The following is a 17,377-nucleotide window of genomic DNA, read 5'->3' as shown; positions in this document are numbered from 1 at the left end:
GATTGAAGCATTCTGCCGGAGCAGGTTTTCGTCAGGGCAAGGGCGATTGGCGACGGACATACCCCAGGTACGTCCGAGCCGATCGCCTTGACCCTGGCGGAAAGATGTCCGGCCCTTCGGATTGGCTGAAACGGGCCGGCTGATCGACCGGCTGGCTTGGCCGTAGAGCTGGGCTACGACGCGCGCCGGCCGGTCGACCATCCGACTCGTTGAGCCAACAGAATGCTTCAATCTAACCCCCTGCGTTCTCTCGGGCGCACGAACCAGCATGCGCTAACGCATGATCGTCTCTTCGCTCCAGCCGAGCTCCGCGACTTCCCTGCCGCGAAATCTCGCGTCGTCGGCGACGATGAATTCGTCGAGCTGCGGCGGAGCGACGCTGGTGCCCGCGAGCATCGCATGAACCTGGCCGCGATGATGGGTCTGGTGCTGGAAGAGATGTGCAAGCACGTCTTCCATTCGCTCCTCCTGGATGCGGTCGCCGCGATGGAGACGGACGGTGGATACCAGCTTCTCCGGAGTCAGGGCTTCGCACAGCGCCATCAGGCGCCGATCGACCTCCGCCTGCGCGTGCGCCAGTGACGGGACGTCATCGAAGGGTTCGTCGACCTCGAAGGCCTGAAAGCCGAGCGTGCCGCCTTCCATCCCGTCGACATAGAACCAGTCGACTGTGATGATGTGGTTCAGGGTTTCCTTGATCGAAGGGAAGAAGCTCGTGCGCGGCGCTTCGAACTCACCGGGCTTCAATGCCGCGCAGGCCTGAAGCAGGCGGCGATTGGCAAGCGCATTGTTATAGGCGAGTTTGCGAAATGACCTGACGGGATCGAAGGTCGGCATCGGTGCATCTCCTCTTCAGTCGCGGCTGGAAGGCGTCAGTCCTCGTCATCGATATTGCCGTCGCGCCAGACGAGATGGCGGGGTGCTGCGGGCAGGTTCTCGATTCATCAGCGATGAAATAGGGCGGGATGTCGAGCGCGGTCAGGGCTGTGCGCGTCGCCGATACCCCATTTAAAACTCGAGATGGTTGTCGCCGTCTTCGACGCGATGGATGATCTCGTGCGACTGAAAGGGGAATTCCGGCGGGATCTCCATCGGATAATAGAGGCCGAGCTCATGCCAGTCGCGCTGCTCATAACGGAAAAAATTCGCGACGACCCAGAGCAGCGGGAGACGATGACGTTGACGCCCAGTTCCTCCATCATCTCCCGTTACAGCGTCTCCTCCGAGGCTTTGCCGATCTCCGCCCTGCCGCCCAGAAGGTCCAGAACGGCACATGCACGGCGCGGTGGACGAGCACGTGGCCATCGCGGAAGCCGAGGCCGGCGATGCGATAGTTAAAACGCTCAGCGCCCGCAGTCAGGAGGATGAGAGTGCGCTTGCCCATATCGTTTTTATCCGAGATCGATCACGACGATTTCCGGCGGCACGCCGAAGCGCACCGGTGCGATGGAGCAGCCGAGCCCGCCGGAGACGATGATATTACGGCCCTCTTCGACCATATGGCCATAGGCGTAGCGATTGCCGTAACGCGAGGGGACGACCGGCGAACGGCCGAGGAAGCGGATCTGTCCGCCATGGGTGTGGCCCGACAGCGTCAGGGAGACGCGCTCAGGCACGCGCGGAAAGATATCGGGTTCGTGGGCAAGCAGGATGACGGGCGCATCGTCGGTTACTTGCGCCATCGTTCCATCGAGATCGTCGAGCCCCAGCATACGCGTGCGGCCCCATTTGCTGCCGGGCAGCAGCGCCAGCTGATCTTCAAGCCCGGCAAGCCAGAAGCCATGACCATCCTTTTGAAGTCGAACGGCGCGGTTGCCGTAGACAGGAATTCCGACGTCAGCGAGCGCCCGGTGCCCGAAGGTTTCCATCCCGCCGTTCTTCTGCGCGGTCCTGTCCTCCCACCAGTCGTGGTTGCCCATGATCGCGTGGACGCCGAGCGGGGCCTGCAGGGTTGCCAGCGCCTTCGACCATTGGCTCGAATGCACGTACTGCGTCACCATGTTCATGCCCGAGGCGTAATCGCCGAGCAGGACGGTCATGTCGCCTTCGAGTTCGTTGGCCCGGCGGCAGATCGCGGCAATGCGGTTTGCCGACATCCAGGGTTCGCAGGCATGGATATCGGCGAGCGCGACAACGCGGAGCTTCAGCCCCGGCGTCCATCCCGGCGGCGTCAGCCGGTAGCGGGCTATGCCGAGCCGCGCCAGCGGTTCATAAGCGAAGGCGTAACCGCCGATCGCCATGACACCTGCGATGCCGCCGCCAAGAAACTTGAAAAACCCACGGCGGGTGATCACTCAGTCATCCTCCTGGAACAGCCGGAACTGCGCAGCCTCCATCTCCTTCGGCGGTTGCATTCCCAGATGTTTCCACGCGATTGCGGTCAGAACGCGGCCGCGTGGTGTGCGCTGAATGAAACCCTGCTGGATCATGTAGGGTTCGATGATGTCTTCGATCGCGTCGCGCGGCTCGGAAAGGCCGGCGGCGATGGTTTCTATGCCGACCGGGCCGCCGCCGAAATTGACGGCGATCATGTTGAGATAACGTTTGTCGAGCTGATCGAAACCGACATTGTCGACCAGCAAGCGGGTCAGCGCTTCGTCGGCGATCTCGCGGGTGACGGCCTCGGCCCTTGCCACTTCGGCGAAATCACGCACGCGCCGCAGCAGCCGGCCGGCAATGCGGGGCGTGCCACGGGCACGCCTGGCGATTTCGCGCGCACCCTCTTCGGTCATCGGCAGGTTCATCAGCCGCGCGCCACGGCGCACGATCAATTCCAGCTCCTCGACGGTATAGAAGCTGAGACGCACCGGGATGCCGAAACGATCGCGCAACGGGGTCGTCAGCAGCCCGAGGCGGGTGGTCGCTGCCACCAGGGTAAATTTCGACAGATCGATCTTCACCGAGCGGGCTGCAGGGCCTTCGCCGATAATGAGATCGAGCTGGAAATCCTCCATGGCGGGATAGAGGATTTCCTCGACAGCGGGATTGAGGCGATGGATCTCGTCGATGAAGAGCACGTCGCGCTCCTCGAGATTGGTGAGCAGCGCGGCGAGATCGCCGGCCTTGGCGATGACGGGGCCTGATGTCGAGCGGAAATTGACGCCGAGCTCCTTCGCCATGATTTGCGCCAGCGTCGTCTTGCCGAGCCCAGGCGGGCCGACGAAGAGCACATGGTCCAGCGCCTCGCCGCGGTTCTTCGCCGCCTCGATGAAGATCTTGAGATTGGCGCGCGCCTCGGCCTGGCCGGTGAATTCGTCCAGCGATTGCGGGCGCAGCGTCACATCAAGGTCTTCGCCCCGCTTTTCCGGCGATATCAGGCGGGCGGGTTCGCTCATGCTCTCATTCCGTTTCGAAAACTCTCACACCAATACACGAAAAAACGGCTGCCTCGATATCCAACCGCTGATTTTCCGCCCTTCACCGCGCCAATTCCTTCAAACCTAGCCTGATCAGCTTGGCGCTATCGGCGCCTTCGCCGGCCGCTTTCATCGCCGCGGCAACGGCATTTGCCGCCTGGTCTCTGCTGTAGCCGAGATTGGTCAATGCAGAAACCGCATCGGCAACCGGTGCGGCAGCGACGCCTTCACCGAGTTCCTGCTTGAGGGCAAGATTGATTGCCTCCCCGGCATAGGCCGGTGCACGGTTCTTGAGTTCGGTCACGAGGCGCATCGCTACTTTCGGGCCGACGCCCGGCGCGCGTGAGACGGCGGCGCGGTCCTGCAGGGCGATCGCATTGGCGAGTTCGCCCGGCGTCAGCGTCGAGAGCACGGCGAGCGCCACCTTGGCACCGACGCCCTGGACGCTCTGCAGCAGGTTGAACCATTCCCTTTCCAGCGCCGTCATGAAGCCGAAGAGCTTCAACTGGTCCTCGCGCACATAAGTCTCGATGAACAGCACGCAGGCTTCGCCCGCCGATCCGAGTTTGGACAAAGTGCGGGCCGAGCAATGGGCGACGTAACAGACGCCGTGCACGTCAACGAGCACATAGTCTTCGCCGATCTCGTCTATTGTGCCTTTCAGCTTGCCGATCATGTGTCGCGGTCTTTCAAGGGTGTGTTTCGGGAGAAATAATTTCGAGCCCCGGGAAATAAGAGCGGTAACGCGCGCCCTCGCGCGTCAAAAGGCGGTGCGATCGAACGAGAGCATGTGCGCCGATGAAGAAATCCGGCAGGGTCCGCTCGCGCAAGCCGCCGCCTCTTCGGTACTGTGCGTGCGCCATGCCTGCGCGATAGGCGGCGGAAAACGGCAAAGCCTCACGGATCAGGTTTAACCGTGACAGGAGAAATGCAAGAGTTTCCTCGCGTGGGGCCATGCTCGCCAGCTCCGCCCAGACGACCGGCGTCATGATGAATTGCGAATCCGGCCGCAATGCGCTCAAGGCGCGCGCAGACCATTCCCTGAACGGATTGTCGGGGCCGAAGATATCGATGAAGATGTTCGTATCAACGAGAACCGAGGTCATCGCGTGGTCCCCGCAGCCATTCCATGAATTCGTCGGTCGTCATGCCGCCGGTGTCGAAGGTTCCGCTCATGCTGCCGAGCCAGGACTGAAAATCGTCCTGCGATGGTTCCGTACGGCTGGACAGAACGACGAGGCGAGCACCCTTTTCATCAGCAATGAAATCCACCTCGGATCCAGGGCCGATCTTCAGGCGGTCCCTGATGTCCTTGGGGATGGTTACTTGGCCTTTTTCGGTCACGCGCATGGTAATACCTCTCAGGTATTACTTACCAGTGAATCGGAACAAGTCAAGAACGAATTACCCGGCAAGCACCTGGCGCATCCGATGGCCGCCGCGATTGTGTGCATGGCAGATAGCGATCGCCAATGCGTCGGCGGCGTCGTCGCCCTTGAATTCGACTTTCGGCATCAGGATCTTCAACATCATGTGGATCTGATGTTTTTCGCCGTGGCCAACGCCGATGACGGCCTTCTTTACTGCATTCGGGGCATATTCGGAGACAGGCAACCCGGCGCGCGCAGGTACCAGCATAGCTATGCCGCGGGCCTGGCCGAGCTTCAGGGTCGCCACCGCGTCCTTGTTGACGAAGGTCTGTTCGACGGCGGCTTCATCAGGCTGGTAGCTGTGGACGATATCGGCCAAGCCGTCATGCAGCTGGCAGAGGCGGGAGGCGAGGTCCATCTCGCCATCCGAGGTCACCGTGCCCGATGCCACGAACTTCAGGGAATTGCCTAAGGTCTCGATAATTCCCCAGCCGGTCCGGCGAAGACCGGGATCGATGCCGATGATGCGAATCGTGTTTTGCATGGTTCAACCTATAGCGATTGCGAAATAAGTGCCATCGATAAGTGAACAAAACAAAAACACCCTCGGTTTTACGACGCGCCATTTACCGCGAATTAAAAGAGATGTCTGAATTCTAGTTCATCGAATGTCCGAGGTCTTCATTCCGCAAGAATAAGCCTTCGATGTTCTGTTGACAGGTCAGCCGGCCGGGGATGCGCCGCGTGCCCGGGCTGGCCGGCGCCGTTCAGAAGGGTTCGTCGTATATGGCTCAGAGATTTCAATCCCTGTCCTTCAAGGTCATAGTCACCTTCATCCTGATGACCGTGCTGTCGATCGCGGTCATCGACGTGCTTGCTTATTTCGCCAGCAGCCGCATTTCCGACGAGCAGGCGCTGAAGGCCAAGGAAAGCGTGCTGATCTTCCGCGGTGATATGTTGCAGGACCAGCTGTCGCAACTCGAGAACCAGGCCAATTCCATTGCGCGCATCGAGGCGCTGCAGATGTCGATCACCAGCTTGAAGAGCGGCTGGAAGACGATCCAGAAGACTTCGGGCGACGCCCGCGCCGAGTTGAAGAAGGTTTTCATCACGGGCAATCCCAACCCCGCTGACCAGCGCGAGAAGCTGATGAAGCCGGAAGGGCCGAGCGGCTTCTATTATTCGAACCATGAGCAGACACAGGGCGAAGTTGCCCGCGACCTCGAAGGCACCGCTTTCAGCGATCTGCTGATCGCCGATCTCGACGGGACCGTCCTCTATTCCTACAAGAAGGAGGATGACTTCGCCGAGAACCTGAAGTCGGACGCCTGGAAGGCGTCAGGGGCCGGCATCGCTTTCGCCAAGGCGATCGAAAATATAGCCAATGCGACCGATGACGCCGCGCCGACGGGTTTTTCCGGCCTCCGCGTCGATGCCGCCAGCGGCAAATCGGCGATCTTCTATGCCGTGCCGATCGTCAAGCTTGGAGCGGCCAAGGGCATCTTCCTCTTCAAGGTGCGGGAGGACATCGTCACCAGCATTCTTGCCAAGGGCATTATCCAGGGCAGCACGGCGCGGGCGGCCATTGTCTCCGGCGATGGTTCCGCGGTCGGTCTCGATGCGAGCGGCAGGCTTGCGCCGCTGGATGCGACACCCTTCGCCTTTGTCAAGGACGCGCTTGCCAGCTCCGCGATGACCGTGGCCGATTTCGACAGGGCGGATGGCGCGGCGCGCGCCTATGTCCGCGGCATCGACTATCGCGGCGACCGTTCCCTGGTGGTCGAGAGCGTGCTGCTCAGCGAACTCAATGCCGGCTCGCTCGAGATCGCCACTCTGCTGACGATGATCGGCGTCGGTGTGCTTGTCGTCATGGCGGTCGCGACCGGGCTCGTGACCAAGTTCCTGTTTTCGCCACTGGCGCGGCTTGCTAGCGTCACTCGCGACGTCGCCGACGGCAAGCTCGACAGCGAGATCGGCAGCCTGAACCGCAAGGATGAAATCGGCACGATGGCAAACGCACTTGCCCGCTTCCGCCAGTCGTTGATCGACAGCCGTGAGCTCGAAGCTGCGAGCGAAGCGACGCGCCTGCAGGCCGAGCACGACCGCCAGCGGAACCTGGCCCAGCGGGAGGCCGAAGCGCAGACGCTGCAGCAGGTAGTTCAGGCGATCGACGAGGGCCTGCATCATCTGGCGAGTGGCGATCTCGCCTATCAGATCGATACGCGCTTCCCGAACGAGCTTGAAAGCCTGCGCATCAATTTCAACGAGGCGCTCGCCACCCTCAGCGAAACGATGACGGCGATCGGCGGCAACTCGATGGCGGTGCGGGCCGGCTCCGAGGAGATGCGCACCGGCGCCGACGAGCTTGCCGGACGCACTGAGCGTCAGGCGGGCTCAATCACCGAGACGGCGAACGCGATCAGCGCCATTACCCAGTCTGTCCGCCGCCAGATCGAGCGGGCCGAACAGGCCGAGCGCATTGCCCGCGACGCTAAGAAGGAGACGACAGGCTCCAGCCAGATCATGCGTGAGACGATCGCTGCGATGGAGGCGATCCAGACCTCCTCGCGCCAGATCAACACGATCATCTCGGTCATCGACGAAATTGCCTTCCAGACCAACCTCCTGGCGCTCAATGCCGGCGTCGAAGCGGCGCGCGCCGGGGAATCGGGCAAGGGCTTCGCGGTCGTCGCCATGGAAGTCCGGGAGCTCGCCCAGCGCTCGTCGAGCGCGGCCAAGGAGATCTCCAGCCTGCTGCAGAAGTCGACGCATGAGGTCGAAAGCGGCGTTGCGCTTGTGGAAAGGGCCGGCGTTGCTCTGACCGGCATCGGCGCCCATGTCGAGGCGATCAACGGCCAGATCAACGAGATCATGGAGTCGACCCGCGAGGAAGCCGTTACGTTGCGCGAGATCAACAGCGCCGTCGCCGAACTCGACGCGATGACGCAGCAGAATGCCTCAATGGTCGAAGAGACGACGGCGGCGATCCACCGGCTGGCGACGGAAGCTGTGGAAATGGACCGCCAGCTCGGCAATTTCACGCTGCCGCAGGGGCATCATAGGCCGAGCGCCGAGGTGCATGTATTGCGTCGTCACCGGTGAGCGCCGCTTAGAGCCTTTCCGGGTTAGATTGAAGCATTCTGCCGGAGCAGGTTTTCGTCAGGGCAGGGCGATTGGCGAAGGGCATACCCCGAGGTACGTCCGAGCCGATCGCCTTTGATCCTGGCGGAAACATGCCCGGCCCTCCGGCCGCACCGCTTCGCCGTGGCGAAGCGATAAGTGCGTCCGGCGATTCCATGGTCTTGCAGATTTGCCTGGCAAATCTGCGGGAGGGTTGGCTGAAACAGGCCGGCTGATCGACCGGCCGGCTTGGCCGTAGAACCAGGCTACGACGCGCGCCGGCCGGTCGACCATCCGACTCCGTTTGAGCCAACAGAATGCTTCAATCTAATCCGGAAAGGCTCTGGGATACTCGACAAAGGGCCGCCTTCGCGCGGCCCTTTTGTTTCAGCCATGGTTTGGAATGAGGCAGACGCCAACCTACATAGACGGCATCCTTCAACTGCCCTGTAGGTTTCCATGGTTCCCTTCTCCATACTCGACCTTTCTCCCGTTGCCGAAGGCAGCACCGTGCGCCAGTCGCTCGAAAGCTCGGCGCGGATGGCGCGACGGGCGGAAGAACTCGGCTATAAGCGTTTCTGGCTCGCCGAACATCATGGCATGCCGGGGATCGCCAGTGCCGCGACCGCCGTCGTCATCGGCCATGTCGGCGCTGCGACCAAGCGTATCCGCATCGGTTCCGGCGGCGTCATGCTGCCCAATCATTCCCCACTCGTGATCGCCGAGCAGTTCGGCACGCTGGAGGCGCTCTTCCCCGGCCGCATCGATCTCGGCCTCGGCCGGGCGCCAGGGACGGATATGCGCACGGCACAGGCGCTGCGGCGCAATCTCGAAGCCGGCGCCAACAGTTTTCCCAACGACGTCGTGGAATTGCAGCAACTGCTCGGCACGCCAGTCGAGAACCAGGCCATCCTTGCGGTGCCCGGCAATGGTTCGCACGTCCCGATCTGGCTGCTCGGCTCCAGCCTTTACAGCGCCGAGCTTGCCGCCATGCTCGGGCTTCCCTATGCCTTTGCTTCGCATTTCGCGCCCGACATGCTGCTCGACGCCATCGCGATTTATCGCGACCGCTTTCAGCCGTCGGCGACACTCGATAAGCCCTATGTGATGGTCGGCGTCATGGGCGCGGTCGCAGAGACGGACGAGGAGGCGCGTTACCATTTCACTTCCGCCCAGCAGCAATTCGTCAACCTGCGCCGCAATGTCCGTGGTCCTTTCCCACGGCCGGTGGCCGATATGGAAGGCGTCTGGTCGCCGATGGAGAAGATGAACGTCGAACACACACTGCGCTACGCCGTGGTAGGCTCGCCGGAGACGGCGGAGGCAAAACTGGCGGCGTTTCTCAAGGAAACGCAAGCCGACGAGGTGATCATCTCGATGCCGATCCATGACATCGAGGCGCGGCTGAGGTCGGTGGAACTGTTCGCGAGGCTTAGGAACTTTATGCGGGTCGCGGCCTGAGATATTCCAAGCAGTCGTCAGGGACGCCAAGGCAATGCTTAACAGCAAACTATTTATTTTCAGGTGCTTAAGTGGGCCGGCGCAGATCCTCGGCACAAGGCCGAGGATGACGTCGCAGGTTTTGCGGTGGCTTGTCACAGCCTGAACCGGCGCCACGGCCGGTTTTTATATTGATGCTTGTCTGAGCGAACTCAGGCGGAGAGCTTCGCCAGAACCTCTTCCGAGACCTCGAAGTTGGAATAGACGTTCTGCACGTCGTCATCATCTTCGAGCGAGTCGATGAGCTTCATCAGCGACTGAGCTTTTTCTTCGTCGACCGGCACATTGTTCTGGGCACGCCAGACGGCCTTGACGGTTTCGGCTTCGCCGAGGCTTGCCTCCAGAGCTTTCGATACTTCGCCAAGCGCTTCGAAGGCGCAGGTGATGTAGTGGCCTTCCTCGTCGGTTTCGACGTCATCGGCACCCGCTTCGATCGCGGCTTCCATCACCTTATCGGCGTCGCCTGCGGTGAGCTTGTAGGTTATTTCGCCGACATGATCGAAGGAGAAAGAGACGGAACCGGTTTCGCCAAGAGCGCCGCCCGCCTTGGTGAAGATCGAGCGCACGTTGGAGGCGGTGCGGTTGCGATTGTCGGTCAGGGCTTCGACGATGATCGCCGTGCCGCCTGGGCCGTAGCCCTCGTAGCGGACTTCATCATAGTTTTCGCTGTCGGCGCCGGCTGCCTTCTTGATGGCGCGGTCGATATTGTCCTTCGGCATGGACTGGGCTTTGGCATTCTGGATTGCCAGGCGAAGACGGGCATTCATCGTCGGGTCAGGCAGGCCGGCCTTGGCGGCAACGGTAATTTCGCGCGCAAGCTTGGAGAACATTTTCGACCGCACGGCATCCTGACGGCCTTTGCGGTGCATGATGTTTTTAAACTGTGAATGGCCAGCCATGGCACCCCTGTTCACGTCTCATTGTTCGGAATGGGCCGCCTTATAAGAGCGAAACGGCAGCCGTTCAAGGGAAAAGCAGTTCGGAACAAAGGCGAAAGGATGACGTTTCAACCGAACTCCATCCAACGGAAAGGAACGGTCATGGCAAGTCTCAGCGAGGCGCGGGAGCAACCGGCACGTCAGCTTTGGGATCAGGTCAACGGTATTCATGCCGGCATGCTCGGAATTTCCGGGCTGGACATGCACATGCAGCCGATGGCGCCGCATGCCGATCCCACCACCAACACGATCTGGTTTTATACAAAGACCGACGCCGATATCGTGCGCGCCATCAAACCCGGAAGCCGCGCACATTTCTGCGTCATCGGCAAGGATCACGACTATCACGCCTGCCTTTCCGGCGTGATCGAGGTACGCCCCGACCCTTCCAAGATCGAGGAATATTGGAGTTCAATGGTGGCGGCCTGGTATGACGGTGGCAAGAAAGACCCGAAACTCACCATGCTTTCCCTGCATGTCGACGATGCCGAGATCTGGGTTTCCACCGGCAGCACGCTGAAATTCGGCTGGGAGATCGCCAAGGCCAATCTCGACGACGACAAGACGCCCGACGTCGGCGTAAAGCGCCATCTGCAGTTTGCTTGATGAGAAAGCCCGGAGGAAACCTTCGGGCTTTCTATTGCACGCCTTTCATCACATAGATCAGCGGCTTCTTCGGCAGCGTGCGCATGGAAACGGTAATGCTGTCCTCAGGGGCGTAGGCGATATCGAAATCCTTGCCGAACATGGAAACAAAGGCATTGACCGGCGGGCCGCGGCGATGCATCGGCAAGATCAGAGACGAACGCAGCCGCTTGATGACGCGGCTCATGCTGTCGGCGCCCATGGTGAGGCCGCCGTCGACCGGAACCATGACGATATCGAGCCGGCCTATCTCGGAATAATGCACATCGGTCAGCTCGTAATGCAGATGGCCGAGATGGCCGATGCAGAGGCCGGCAATCTCGAAAATGAAGATGGAGTTGCCGTCCACCTGCGAACCGCCGAGGCCGTAGCTGAAGCGGATATCCGTCGTGACGTTGCGGATATAGGCATCGCCGACGACGAGATTGATATTCGCCTTCTCACCAGGAACGTCGCTCCAGCCGTGCAGCACATGTTTAATGCCTTGATCGGGCGTCAGAGTGAAGTGGGTTGTGTGAGCCTTGTTCATGGTCACGACGTCGGGTGTGATCGCGGGCCTGTACCAGCCATTGTAGTCGGTCGCGATGACGATGCCGCCAGGCGTCTCGATCCCGAAGGTGGAGTGGCCGAGAAATGTGAGTTTGACGTCTTCGCCTTCGGAGACGGCCGATACAATCGGCCGGGCGCCGGAAAAACCGGCGAAGGTCACCTTCGGGATATTCTGAGCGATTGCCTGGCATTGGCTGACGGGCGGGCGCTGCTCCTGCGCCACGGCGGGGCCTGAGGCGGCGAAGGCCGCGAGGCATGCGATAGCGAGGATAAGATATCGCGGCTTCATGCCACCCCCTCCGGCGCTTTCACTGAGAGCGCCGCGCCTCCGAAAGGCGCGCTTAGGACGCTCGATCACTTTGCATTGGCGGCGGGAGGATGCGGCATGAGGTCGCAGCGGTCCAGATGCAGGCCGCTCACGATTGCGTGTTGGGGTTAACGCCAGAACTCCGGCACCGTTTCGGCCAGCCGCGGTCCGAGCCGGAGCGGCGCGATCTTTTCGGCCAGTCCGGTCGCATCGGAAATCTCCACGCCGACGCCGCAGATCGTCGCGGGGCCGCTCGCCGCTTCCATGCGGCCCTTCGGCATCTTCGAGATGAAGCGGTTGAGCGGCTCCTCCTTGTCCATGCCGAGGGAGGAATCATAATCACCGCACATCCCGGCGTCCGACATATAGGCCGTGCCGCCGTTCAGGATCTGTGCGTCGGCGGTCGGCACGTGGGTATGGGTGCCGACGACGAAGCTGGCGCGGCCATCGACGAAATGGCCGAAGCACTGCTTTTCGCTGGTCGCTTCCGCGTGGAAATCGAAGATGATTGCATCGGCCTGCTCCTTCAGCGGGCAGGCGTCCAGGATCACTTCCGCCGATTTGAAGGGGTCGTCGAGTTCCGGATGCATGAACACCCGGCCCATGACATTGGCAACGAGCACGCGCGCGCCGTTCCTGGCATAGAAAAGGCCGGAGCCGCGGCCGGGTGTGCCTTGCGGATAATTGGCCGGCCGCAGGAACTGATCGTGCCGCCCGGCAAAGGCGACGGCTTCCTTCTGGTCCCAGACGTGATTGCCCGTCGTCACGACGTCGGCGCCGGCATTGATCGTTTCCAGAAAAATGTCCTCGGTGATGCCGAAACCGCCGGCGGCATTCTCACCATTGACGACGACGAAATCGAGCCTGAGGTCGGAGATCAGGCCGGGTAGGCGCTCCCAGACCGCCGTACGCCCCGTCTTGCCGACCATGTCACCCAAAAAAAGCAGCCGCATTCCCTATCCAATCCAAGAGGCAAAAAAGCGAAGGCCGCTTTCTGTCAGGATGGCATCCAGGCTTATATCATGCGGCTCGTCGGGCACATGTGCCACTTCCTGGCAGTCGAATGCAATGCCGATCAGCTTGGGATGAAGACGTTTCTCTCTTAGCCGGCTGATGGCGCGGTCGTAGTGACCGGCGCCGTAGCCGATACGATGGCCCCTGATATCGAAGGCCGAAAGCGGCACCAACATGATCTCGGGATCGAGAATGGCGGCCTCGGCGCCAGGGCCGACCGTGCCGAAGCCGGTCTCGATCAGCGGCACGCCTTCCGACAATTCGCGAAAGACGATGGTCTGCCGGTCGAGGATCGCCGGCACGCAGAGCCGCGCGCCGCGTGCCGCAAACCGTGCCATCAGCGGCCTGAGATCGGCCTCCGAACGGATCGGCAGGAAACCGGAGATGATGGTGCCCGGCTCGAAGGCGACCGCCTCGCCGGCGTGATCGGCCATTGCAAGGCTTTTGGCGGTGCGCTCTCCAGGCGCGATGGCGTCGCGGGCGCCCAGCCGTTCGTTGCGCAACTGCGCTTTCAGGTCTTTTGCGGTCATTCGATCTGCCTGATTGAGAGGGTCGGCCGAGCATAGACGGCCGGAGACCGGATGCAAATGCCGGCTGCGACAGGGGCGCGTCTGTTTCACGTCGTCAGATGTTGCCGATCGTCAGGCGAGGATGCTCATTGGTTGTGCGTGTCCGCTGACACCGGCAGCGCGGCGGCCAGCCGTCGCATCGTTTGCTCGAACAGAGGGGCTCCACCTGGTATCCAGCCGAGCGCGCCGATTTTCTCCGTGCTCATCGGATTGAGGGCCGCCTTGTCAGCGGGGGGCGGTAAGGCATGAGGACAGCTCGTTTCACGGCGGATAGGCGCGAGAATGTCGCGTGTGTCGACGGAGAGGTCCGAGATGTTGAAGACCTCGCCTGAGATGCGGGTGCTTTCCGTCTCCAGCATCAGCCGCACGGCGCGGCCGAGGTCGCGGCCATGAACCTCTGTTCCGGCGCGAGCAGCGACCGGCCTGCCGGCGAGATAGTCGGCGATGAGACCATCCCATTTGTTCGGCGTGAGATCGCCATAGATGCCGGTTGCCCTCAGGCTTACGCCGGCAAAACTTGGTGCCGAGAGATGGGTAAGCGCACCTTCGGCATCGAGTTTGATCTGGCCGTAGAGCGTCTCCGGCTTTGGCATCATCGTTTCGTTAAGCTCGGTTCCCGGCGGGTGTTCGCCATAGGCAGCGCGGCTGGACAGGAAGACACAGCGGCGCGTGCCGGCACGTTTGGCCGCTTCGAACAGCCGGACGGTGCCGTCGAGATTCAATTTGTGGAAACTCTTGGGATCATCACCCTCGCCGCCGCGATATTTGCCGGGAACATGGTTGAAGGCGGCATGGACGAAGAAATAGGCGTCGTCGAAGGCGTCGATCTGATCCCTGTCGGGGTCGAGCGAAAGTGCTGCGAACTCGACCGGACGGGAGAAGAAGCGAGGCAGTGGCGCACGGCGTGCGCCGACGATCACCTGGTAGCCGGCGGCCAGCAGCTCCTCGACGACGTAACGGCCGACGAGACCCGTTCCCCCGGATACCAGTACTTTCATGTCGTTCCTTCCGGATTTTCCAGCGCCGTGATCTCGGGCAGATCGCCGTCTTCGTGTAGACGATGCCATAGATCGATCAACGGTTGTAGCTGTCTTGCCTTGGGATGATCCTTTTCCCACGGTTTTTCATACTGGTAGTGCAGGATCGAAATGCTCTTCCAGTCCCAAAGCTCCGGCATGGTGAACCATACATATTGCAGCATGTTGAAATAGACCGGCAGGCCGTGCCATTCCGGGAAGAACGTCTCCAAAAGCGTCTGATCGGTGCGCCGCCAGAAGGCCTCCGGCCTGTCGAGGCATTCGAGCATGTGTCGGAATGTGTCATGCGAGGGCGTGGCGACGAAGACGCCGGAGTTCATCCGCCGAAAATTGGCGAGGCTTTCGTAGACGTTGGGAGCGGCGGAAAATTCCGGGTAGAGGAAGAGCTTGTCGACGTTCCTCAGCACCAGCGCGTCGGCATCAATGAAGACGCAGCGCGCGTATTCGACGAGCTGCCAAAGCCTAAGCTTGCAGAAATTGTCGAGTGGCGAATGGAACTCTGGTTTGCGGCCCTTGGTGAAGGGGGCTGCGGAATGTAGATGGCCGCGGGCGTGGCGCTCGTTGAAGGCATCGGAGAGCGGCAGGTGCTCGACTTGGATTAGGCGGCAGCCGAGGGTTTCCAGTGGGGCGAGAGCGGCTGCGTCAACGCCGCCGGTGTGGAGGACGACGATGTCGGCGCTGGTGCCGGTGCGGCGCAGGGAGCGGGCGAGGGCGGTGGCGCCCATCGCGTAATCGGCGTTGGTGACGAGGGTGACATAGGCGAGGTTTGAGGTAGAAGTCATCGGCGCCGGCCGCCCCTACATTCTCTCTCATTCCTGTCCTCGGGCCTGACCCGAGGGATGTCACAGGAATCTAGCCACGGCGCGTCTGCGCCGTGAATGACTCTCGTTCTCATGGGTAGGGCTCTCCCGCGCCCAAGGACTTGGGCGCGCTCGATTCCCGTAACCAGCACAGGAATGCGGGAGTGTCAGTTGAACCTTCCAGTTTAAACTCACCCTCGCTCATGACACCGATTTCAGCCGCTTGCCTTCCGGATCGTGGTCGATCGTCGCGGCAATGTCCTTGGTCCAGGCGGAGACGGCCGGCACGCGGGAGCGGTCGACGCGATAGGCGAATTTCTTGGCGACGTCGACGATCTCGCCGAGCAGGCCGGCTTCCAGCGTGATCGGTTCGAGACCAAGATCGAGGAACTTTTCGTTGCGGACGATCAGCTCGTTTTCGGCGGCTTCCTTGCGCGGGTTGGGCAGCCAGGCAATTTTGGCGCCGCTCATCCTGGCGATCATTTCGGCGAGGTCGCGCACCCGGTGGGTTTCCGTCATCTGGTTAAAGATCTCGACGCGGGCGCCGCGAGCGGGCGGGTTCTTCAGCGCCAGCTCGATGCAGCGCACCGAATCCTGGATGTGGATGAAGGCGCGGGTCTGGCCGCCGGTGCCATGTACCGTCAGGGGATAACCAATGGCCGCCTGGATGAGGAAGCGGTTCAGCACCGTGCCGTAGTCGCCGTCGTAATCGAAACGGTTGATAAGCTGCGCATGGCGGCGCGTCTGTTCGGTATGGGTGCCCCAGACGATGCCCTGATGCAGATCGGTGATCCGCAAGCCGTCATTCTTGGCGTAGAACTGGAAAAGAAGCTGATCCAGGCACTTGGTCATGTGGTAGATCGAACCTGGGTTGGAGGGATAGAGAATCTCCTGACTGACCGTCTCGCCCCCCGCGGTTTCGATGCCGACCGGCAGATAACCTTCGGGGATTGCGGCTCCGACCGTCGAATAGCCGTAGACGCCCATAGTGCCGAGATGGATGAGGTGGGCGTCGAGATTGAGCTCGGTCAGAGCGTTCAACAGGTTATGCGTGGCGCTGACATTGTTGTTGACGGTGTAGTTCTTGTGGCGGTCGCTCTTCATCGAATAGGGCGCGGCGCGCTGCTCGGCGAAATGGATGATGGCATCGGGACGGTTTTCCGAAAGCCATTTCTTCAGGAGCTCGTAATCCTTGGCAAGATCGATCAGATTGAAGTGGATGCGGCGTCCCGTTTCGGCATGCCATATGCGGGTGCGCTCCTGGATCGAATCCATCGGCGTCAGCGACTGAACGCCGAGTTCGGTGTCGATCCAGCGGCGCGAGAGGTTATCGAGGATATGGATGTCGTGACCGGCGTCGGAAAGGTGGAGCGAGGTGGGCCAACCAATGAAACCGTCTCCGCCCATAACCGCAATTTTCATCACATCGTCTCCTGATTGGTCGCCCTTTACCCGGGATAATTAGAAATTATGACAATCATTCAATGCCTGCCTGCCGGGCATTCATGCTTGCCTGTCCGGAAGCGTTGCGCCAAAGAGGGCACCGGAGTTTGGAGAAAATTATGACGGATCGCCCTTTTTCCATTTCGGGAGAGCTGACGGAGGCGGGGCATCGCCTCGTCCAGCGGGTCTATTATGAAGATACGGATTTCTCGGGCCTCGTCTATCACGCCCGCTATCTGCATTTTCTGGAGCGCGGCCGAACCGACTATCTTCGCTGTCTCGGCGTCGAGCAGCGCGAGCTCGTCAGCGCCGATGAGGAAGGACTCGTCTTCGTCGTCCACCGCATGGAGATCGACTTCAAAAGCCCGGCGCGCATGGACGATGTGCTAACGATCCTGACGCATACGGAAAAGGCCGGCGGCGCCAAGATGGTGCTCAACCAGCAGATTCGTTCGGGCGAGACGCTGCTGATCGCTGCCAAGGTGATCATCGCCGTCATCAATGCCAAGGGACGGCCGCGGCGCCTGCCGGAAACGCTGGCGGCCAAATTCCTAGAAGGCAGCACGCCGTTATAATCGGGAACGCCTGGAATTCAGGCCTTGTCAAAACTTGAACTTCATGTGAAGGAATTCCCGCGCCGCAGGATGAGCGCTCGGGCAGCCGGACTTTAGCTCCGGTCAAGTAAATCCATGGAACAAAATCTCCCAAATATAAGCTTGCTGTCACAGT

The 17,377-nt window shown here is 61.2% G+C and carries 18 protein-coding genes and 1 pseudogene; 4 read left to right on the top strand and 15 right to left on the bottom strand.

What is annotated here, in order from left to right; translation table 11 throughout:
- Positions 1–273: 273 nt before the first annotated feature.
- From GA0061105_RS16455 to ruvC, 8 genes and pseudogenes are all read right to left on the bottom strand, one after another.
- On the bottom strand, positions 274–837 hold the full coding sequence (locus GA0061105_RS16455; RefSeq protein ID WP_092751549.1) for a DinB family protein: 564 nt from the start codon (positions 835–837) through the stop codon (positions 274–276).
- 35 nt (positions 838–872) lie between these two features.
- A pseudogene (locus GA0061105_RS16450) lies at positions 873–1,384 on the bottom strand (NUDIX hydrolase).
- 7 nt (positions 1,385–1,391) lie between these two features.
- Positions 1,392–2,294, bottom strand: a complete 903-nt coding sequence (locus GA0061105_RS16445; protein WP_092751547.1) for a metallophosphoesterase — start codon at positions 2,292–2,294, stop codon at positions 1,392–1,394.
- A complete protein-coding gene (gene ruvB, locus GA0061105_RS16440) occupies positions 2,295–3,335 on the bottom strand; it encodes a Holliday junction branch migration DNA helicase RuvB (RefSeq protein ID WP_064694410.1) in 1,041 nt (346 codons plus the stop codon).
- Positions 3,336–3,417: 82 nt separating this feature from the next.
- Positions 3,418–4,032: a Holliday junction branch migration protein RuvA gene (gene ruvA / locus GA0061105_RS16435; RefSeq protein ID WP_064694411.1), complete on the bottom strand. Its 615-nt coding sequence runs from the start codon at positions 4,030–4,032 to the stop codon at positions 3,418–3,420.
- A gap of 13 nt (positions 4,033–4,045) precedes the next feature.
- The gene (locus GA0061105_RS16430; RefSeq protein ID WP_064694412.1) at positions 4,046–4,462 is read right to left on the bottom strand and encodes a type II toxin-antitoxin system VapC family toxin; all 417 of its coding nucleotides are present in this window, start codon (positions 4,460–4,462) and stop codon (positions 4,046–4,048) included.
- Entirely contained in the window at positions 4,443–4,706 is a 264-nt protein-coding gene (locus GA0061105_RS16425) for an AbrB/MazE/SpoVT family DNA-binding domain-containing protein (RefSeq protein WP_064694413.1), read from the bottom strand. The genes GA0061105_RS16430 and GA0061105_RS16425 overlap by 20 nt, the downstream gene beginning before the upstream one ends.
- Positions 4,707–4,760: 54 nt before the next feature.
- The gene (gene ruvC / locus GA0061105_RS16420) at positions 4,761–5,270 is read right to left on the bottom strand and encodes a crossover junction endodeoxyribonuclease RuvC (protein WP_064694414.1); all 510 of its coding nucleotides are present in this window, start codon (positions 5,268–5,270) and stop codon (positions 4,761–4,763) included.
- Between the two features lie 242 nt (positions 5,271–5,512).
- On the opposite strand from ruvC, the gene GA0061105_RS16415 reads away from it, so the two are divergent.
- A complete protein-coding gene (locus GA0061105_RS16415; RefSeq protein ID WP_092751836.1) occupies positions 5,513–7,828 on the top strand; it encodes a methyl-accepting chemotaxis protein in 2,316 nt (771 codons plus the stop codon).
- Between the two features lie 477 nt (positions 7,829–8,305).
- Positions 8,306–9,307 (top strand): LLM class flavin-dependent oxidoreductase, encoded by a 1,002-nt coding sequence (locus GA0061105_RS16400; protein ID WP_092751545.1) that lies wholly within the window; start codon positions 8,306–8,308, stop codon positions 9,305–9,307.
- 191 nt (positions 9,308–9,498) lie between these two features.
- Here the strand turns inward: GA0061105_RS16400 and GA0061105_RS16395 are convergent, their stop codons facing one another.
- Entirely contained in the window at positions 9,499–10,245 is a 747-nt protein-coding gene (locus GA0061105_RS16395) for a YebC/PmpR family DNA-binding transcriptional regulator (protein ID WP_064694416.1), read from the bottom strand.
- Positions 10,246–10,386: 141 nt separating this feature from the next.
- On the opposite strand from GA0061105_RS16395, the gene GA0061105_RS16390 reads away from it, so the two are divergent.
- Positions 10,387–10,890, top strand: coding sequence for a pyridoxamine 5'-phosphate oxidase family protein (locus GA0061105_RS16390; RefSeq protein WP_064694417.1), 504 nt, complete (start codon positions 10,387–10,389; stop codon positions 10,888–10,890).
- A 31-nt stretch (positions 10,891–10,921) separates the two neighbouring features.
- Here GA0061105_RS16390 and GA0061105_RS16385 read toward each other — a convergent pair whose 3' ends face one another.
- From GA0061105_RS16385 to GA0061105_RS16360, 6 genes are all read right to left on the bottom strand, one after another.
- The gene (locus GA0061105_RS16385; RefSeq protein ID WP_092751543.1) at positions 10,922–11,767 is read right to left on the bottom strand and encodes an MBL fold metallo-hydrolase; all 846 of its coding nucleotides are present in this window, start codon (positions 11,765–11,767) and stop codon (positions 10,922–10,924) included.
- A 146-nt stretch (positions 11,768–11,913) separates the two neighbouring features.
- A complete protein-coding gene (locus tag GA0061105_RS16380) occupies positions 11,914–12,738 on the bottom strand; it encodes a TIGR00282 family metallophosphoesterase (RefSeq protein ID WP_092751541.1) in 825 nt (274 codons plus the stop codon).
- A gap of 3 nt (positions 12,739–12,741) precedes the next feature.
- The gene (locus tag GA0061105_RS16375; protein WP_092751539.1) at positions 12,742–13,329 is read right to left on the bottom strand and encodes a 5-formyltetrahydrofolate cyclo-ligase; all 588 of its coding nucleotides are present in this window, start codon (positions 13,327–13,329) and stop codon (positions 12,742–12,744) included.
- A gap of 125 nt (positions 13,330–13,454) precedes the next feature.
- A complete protein-coding gene (locus GA0061105_RS16370) occupies positions 13,455–14,366 on the bottom strand; it encodes an NAD-dependent epimerase/dehydratase family protein (protein ID WP_092751537.1) in 912 nt (303 codons plus the stop codon).
- Positions 14,363–15,187, bottom strand: a complete 825-nt coding sequence (locus GA0061105_RS16365; protein ID WP_092751535.1) for a glycosyltransferase — start codon at positions 15,185–15,187, stop codon at positions 14,363–14,365. The genes GA0061105_RS16370 and GA0061105_RS16365 overlap by 4 nt, the downstream gene beginning before the upstream one ends.
- Positions 15,188–15,406: 219 nt before the next feature.
- Positions 15,407–16,627, bottom strand: a complete 1,221-nt coding sequence (locus GA0061105_RS16360; protein ID WP_092751533.1) for an NAD-dependent epimerase/dehydratase family protein — start codon at positions 16,625–16,627, stop codon at positions 15,407–15,409.
- Positions 16,628–16,767: 140 nt separating this feature from the next.
- Here GA0061105_RS16360 and ybgC point away from each other — a divergent pair, with 140 nt between their 5' ends.
- Positions 16,768–17,223, top strand: a complete 456-nt coding sequence (ybgC, locus tag GA0061105_RS16355) for a tol-pal system-associated acyl-CoA thioesterase (protein ID WP_064694424.1) — start codon at positions 16,768–16,770, stop codon at positions 17,221–17,223.
- Positions 17,224–17,377 lie beyond the last annotated feature (154 nt).

This window comes from Rhizobium aethiopicum, assembly GCF_900094625.1.
In the GTDB taxonomy this organism is placed as follows: domain Bacteria; phylum Pseudomonadota; class Alphaproteobacteria; order Rhizobiales; family Rhizobiaceae; genus Rhizobium; species Rhizobium aethiopicum.
This window is presented reverse-complemented; position numbering and strand designations above follow the sequence as displayed.

Bases quoted from the DNA above. Each gene is read 5' to 3' on its own strand.
- GA0061105_RS16455 (WP_092751549.1), bottom strand. From the start codon at position 837: ATGCCGACCTTCGATCCCGTCAGGTCATTTCGCAAACTCGCCTATAAC.
- ruvB (WP_064694410.1), bottom strand. From the start codon at position 3,335: ATGAGCGAACCCGCCCGCCTGATATCGCCGGAAAAGCGGGGCGAAGAC.
- ruvA (WP_064694411.1), bottom strand. From the start codon at position 4,032: ATGATCGGCAAGCTGAAAGGCACAATAGACGAGATCGGCGAAGACTAT.
- GA0061105_RS16430 (WP_064694412.1), bottom strand. From the start codon at position 4,462: ATGACCTCGGTTCTCGTTGATACGAACATCTTCATCGATATCTTCGGC.
- GA0061105_RS16425 (WP_064694413.1), bottom strand. From the start codon at position 4,706: ATGCGCGTGACCGAAAAAGGCCAAGTAACCATCCCCAAGGACATCAGG.
- ruvC (WP_064694414.1), bottom strand. From the start codon at position 5,270: ATGCAAAACACGATTCGCATCATCGGCATCGATCCCGGTCTTCGCCGG.
- GA0061105_RS16415 (WP_092751836.1), top strand. From the start codon at position 5,513: ATGGCTCAGAGATTTCAATCCCTGTCCTTCAAGGTCATAGTCACCTTC.
- GA0061105_RS16400 (WP_092751545.1), top strand. From the start codon at position 8,306: ATGGTTCCCTTCTCCATACTCGACCTTTCTCCCGTTGCCGAAGGCAGC.
- GA0061105_RS16395 (WP_064694416.1), bottom strand. From the start codon at position 10,245: ATGGCTGGCCATTCACAGTTTAAAAACATCATGCACCGCAAAGGCCGT.
- GA0061105_RS16390 (WP_064694417.1), top strand. From the start codon at position 10,387: ATGGCAAGTCTCAGCGAGGCGCGGGAGCAACCGGCACGTCAGCTTTGG.
- GA0061105_RS16385 (WP_092751543.1), bottom strand. From the start codon at position 11,767: ATGAAGCCGCGATATCTTATCCTCGCTATCGCATGCCTCGCGGCCTTC.
- GA0061105_RS16380 (WP_092751541.1), bottom strand. From the start codon at position 12,738: ATGCGGCTGCTTTTTTTGGGTGACATGGTCGGCAAGACGGGGCGTACG.
- GA0061105_RS16375 (WP_092751539.1), bottom strand. From the start codon at position 13,329: ATGACCGCAAAAGACCTGAAAGCGCAGTTGCGCAACGAACGGCTGGGC.
- GA0061105_RS16370 (WP_092751537.1), bottom strand. From the start codon at position 14,366: ATGAAAGTACTGGTATCCGGGGGAACGGGTCTCGTCGGCCGTTACGTC.
- GA0061105_RS16365 (WP_092751535.1), bottom strand. From the start codon at position 15,187: ATGACTTCTACCTCAAACCTCGCCTATGTCACCCTCGTCACCAACGCC.
- GA0061105_RS16360 (WP_092751533.1), bottom strand. From the start codon at position 16,627: ATGAAAATTGCGGTTATGGGCGGAGACGGTTTCATTGGTTGGCCCACC.
- ybgC (WP_064694424.1), top strand. From the start codon at position 16,768: ATGACGGATCGCCCTTTTTCCATTTCGGGAGAGCTGACGGAGGCGGGG.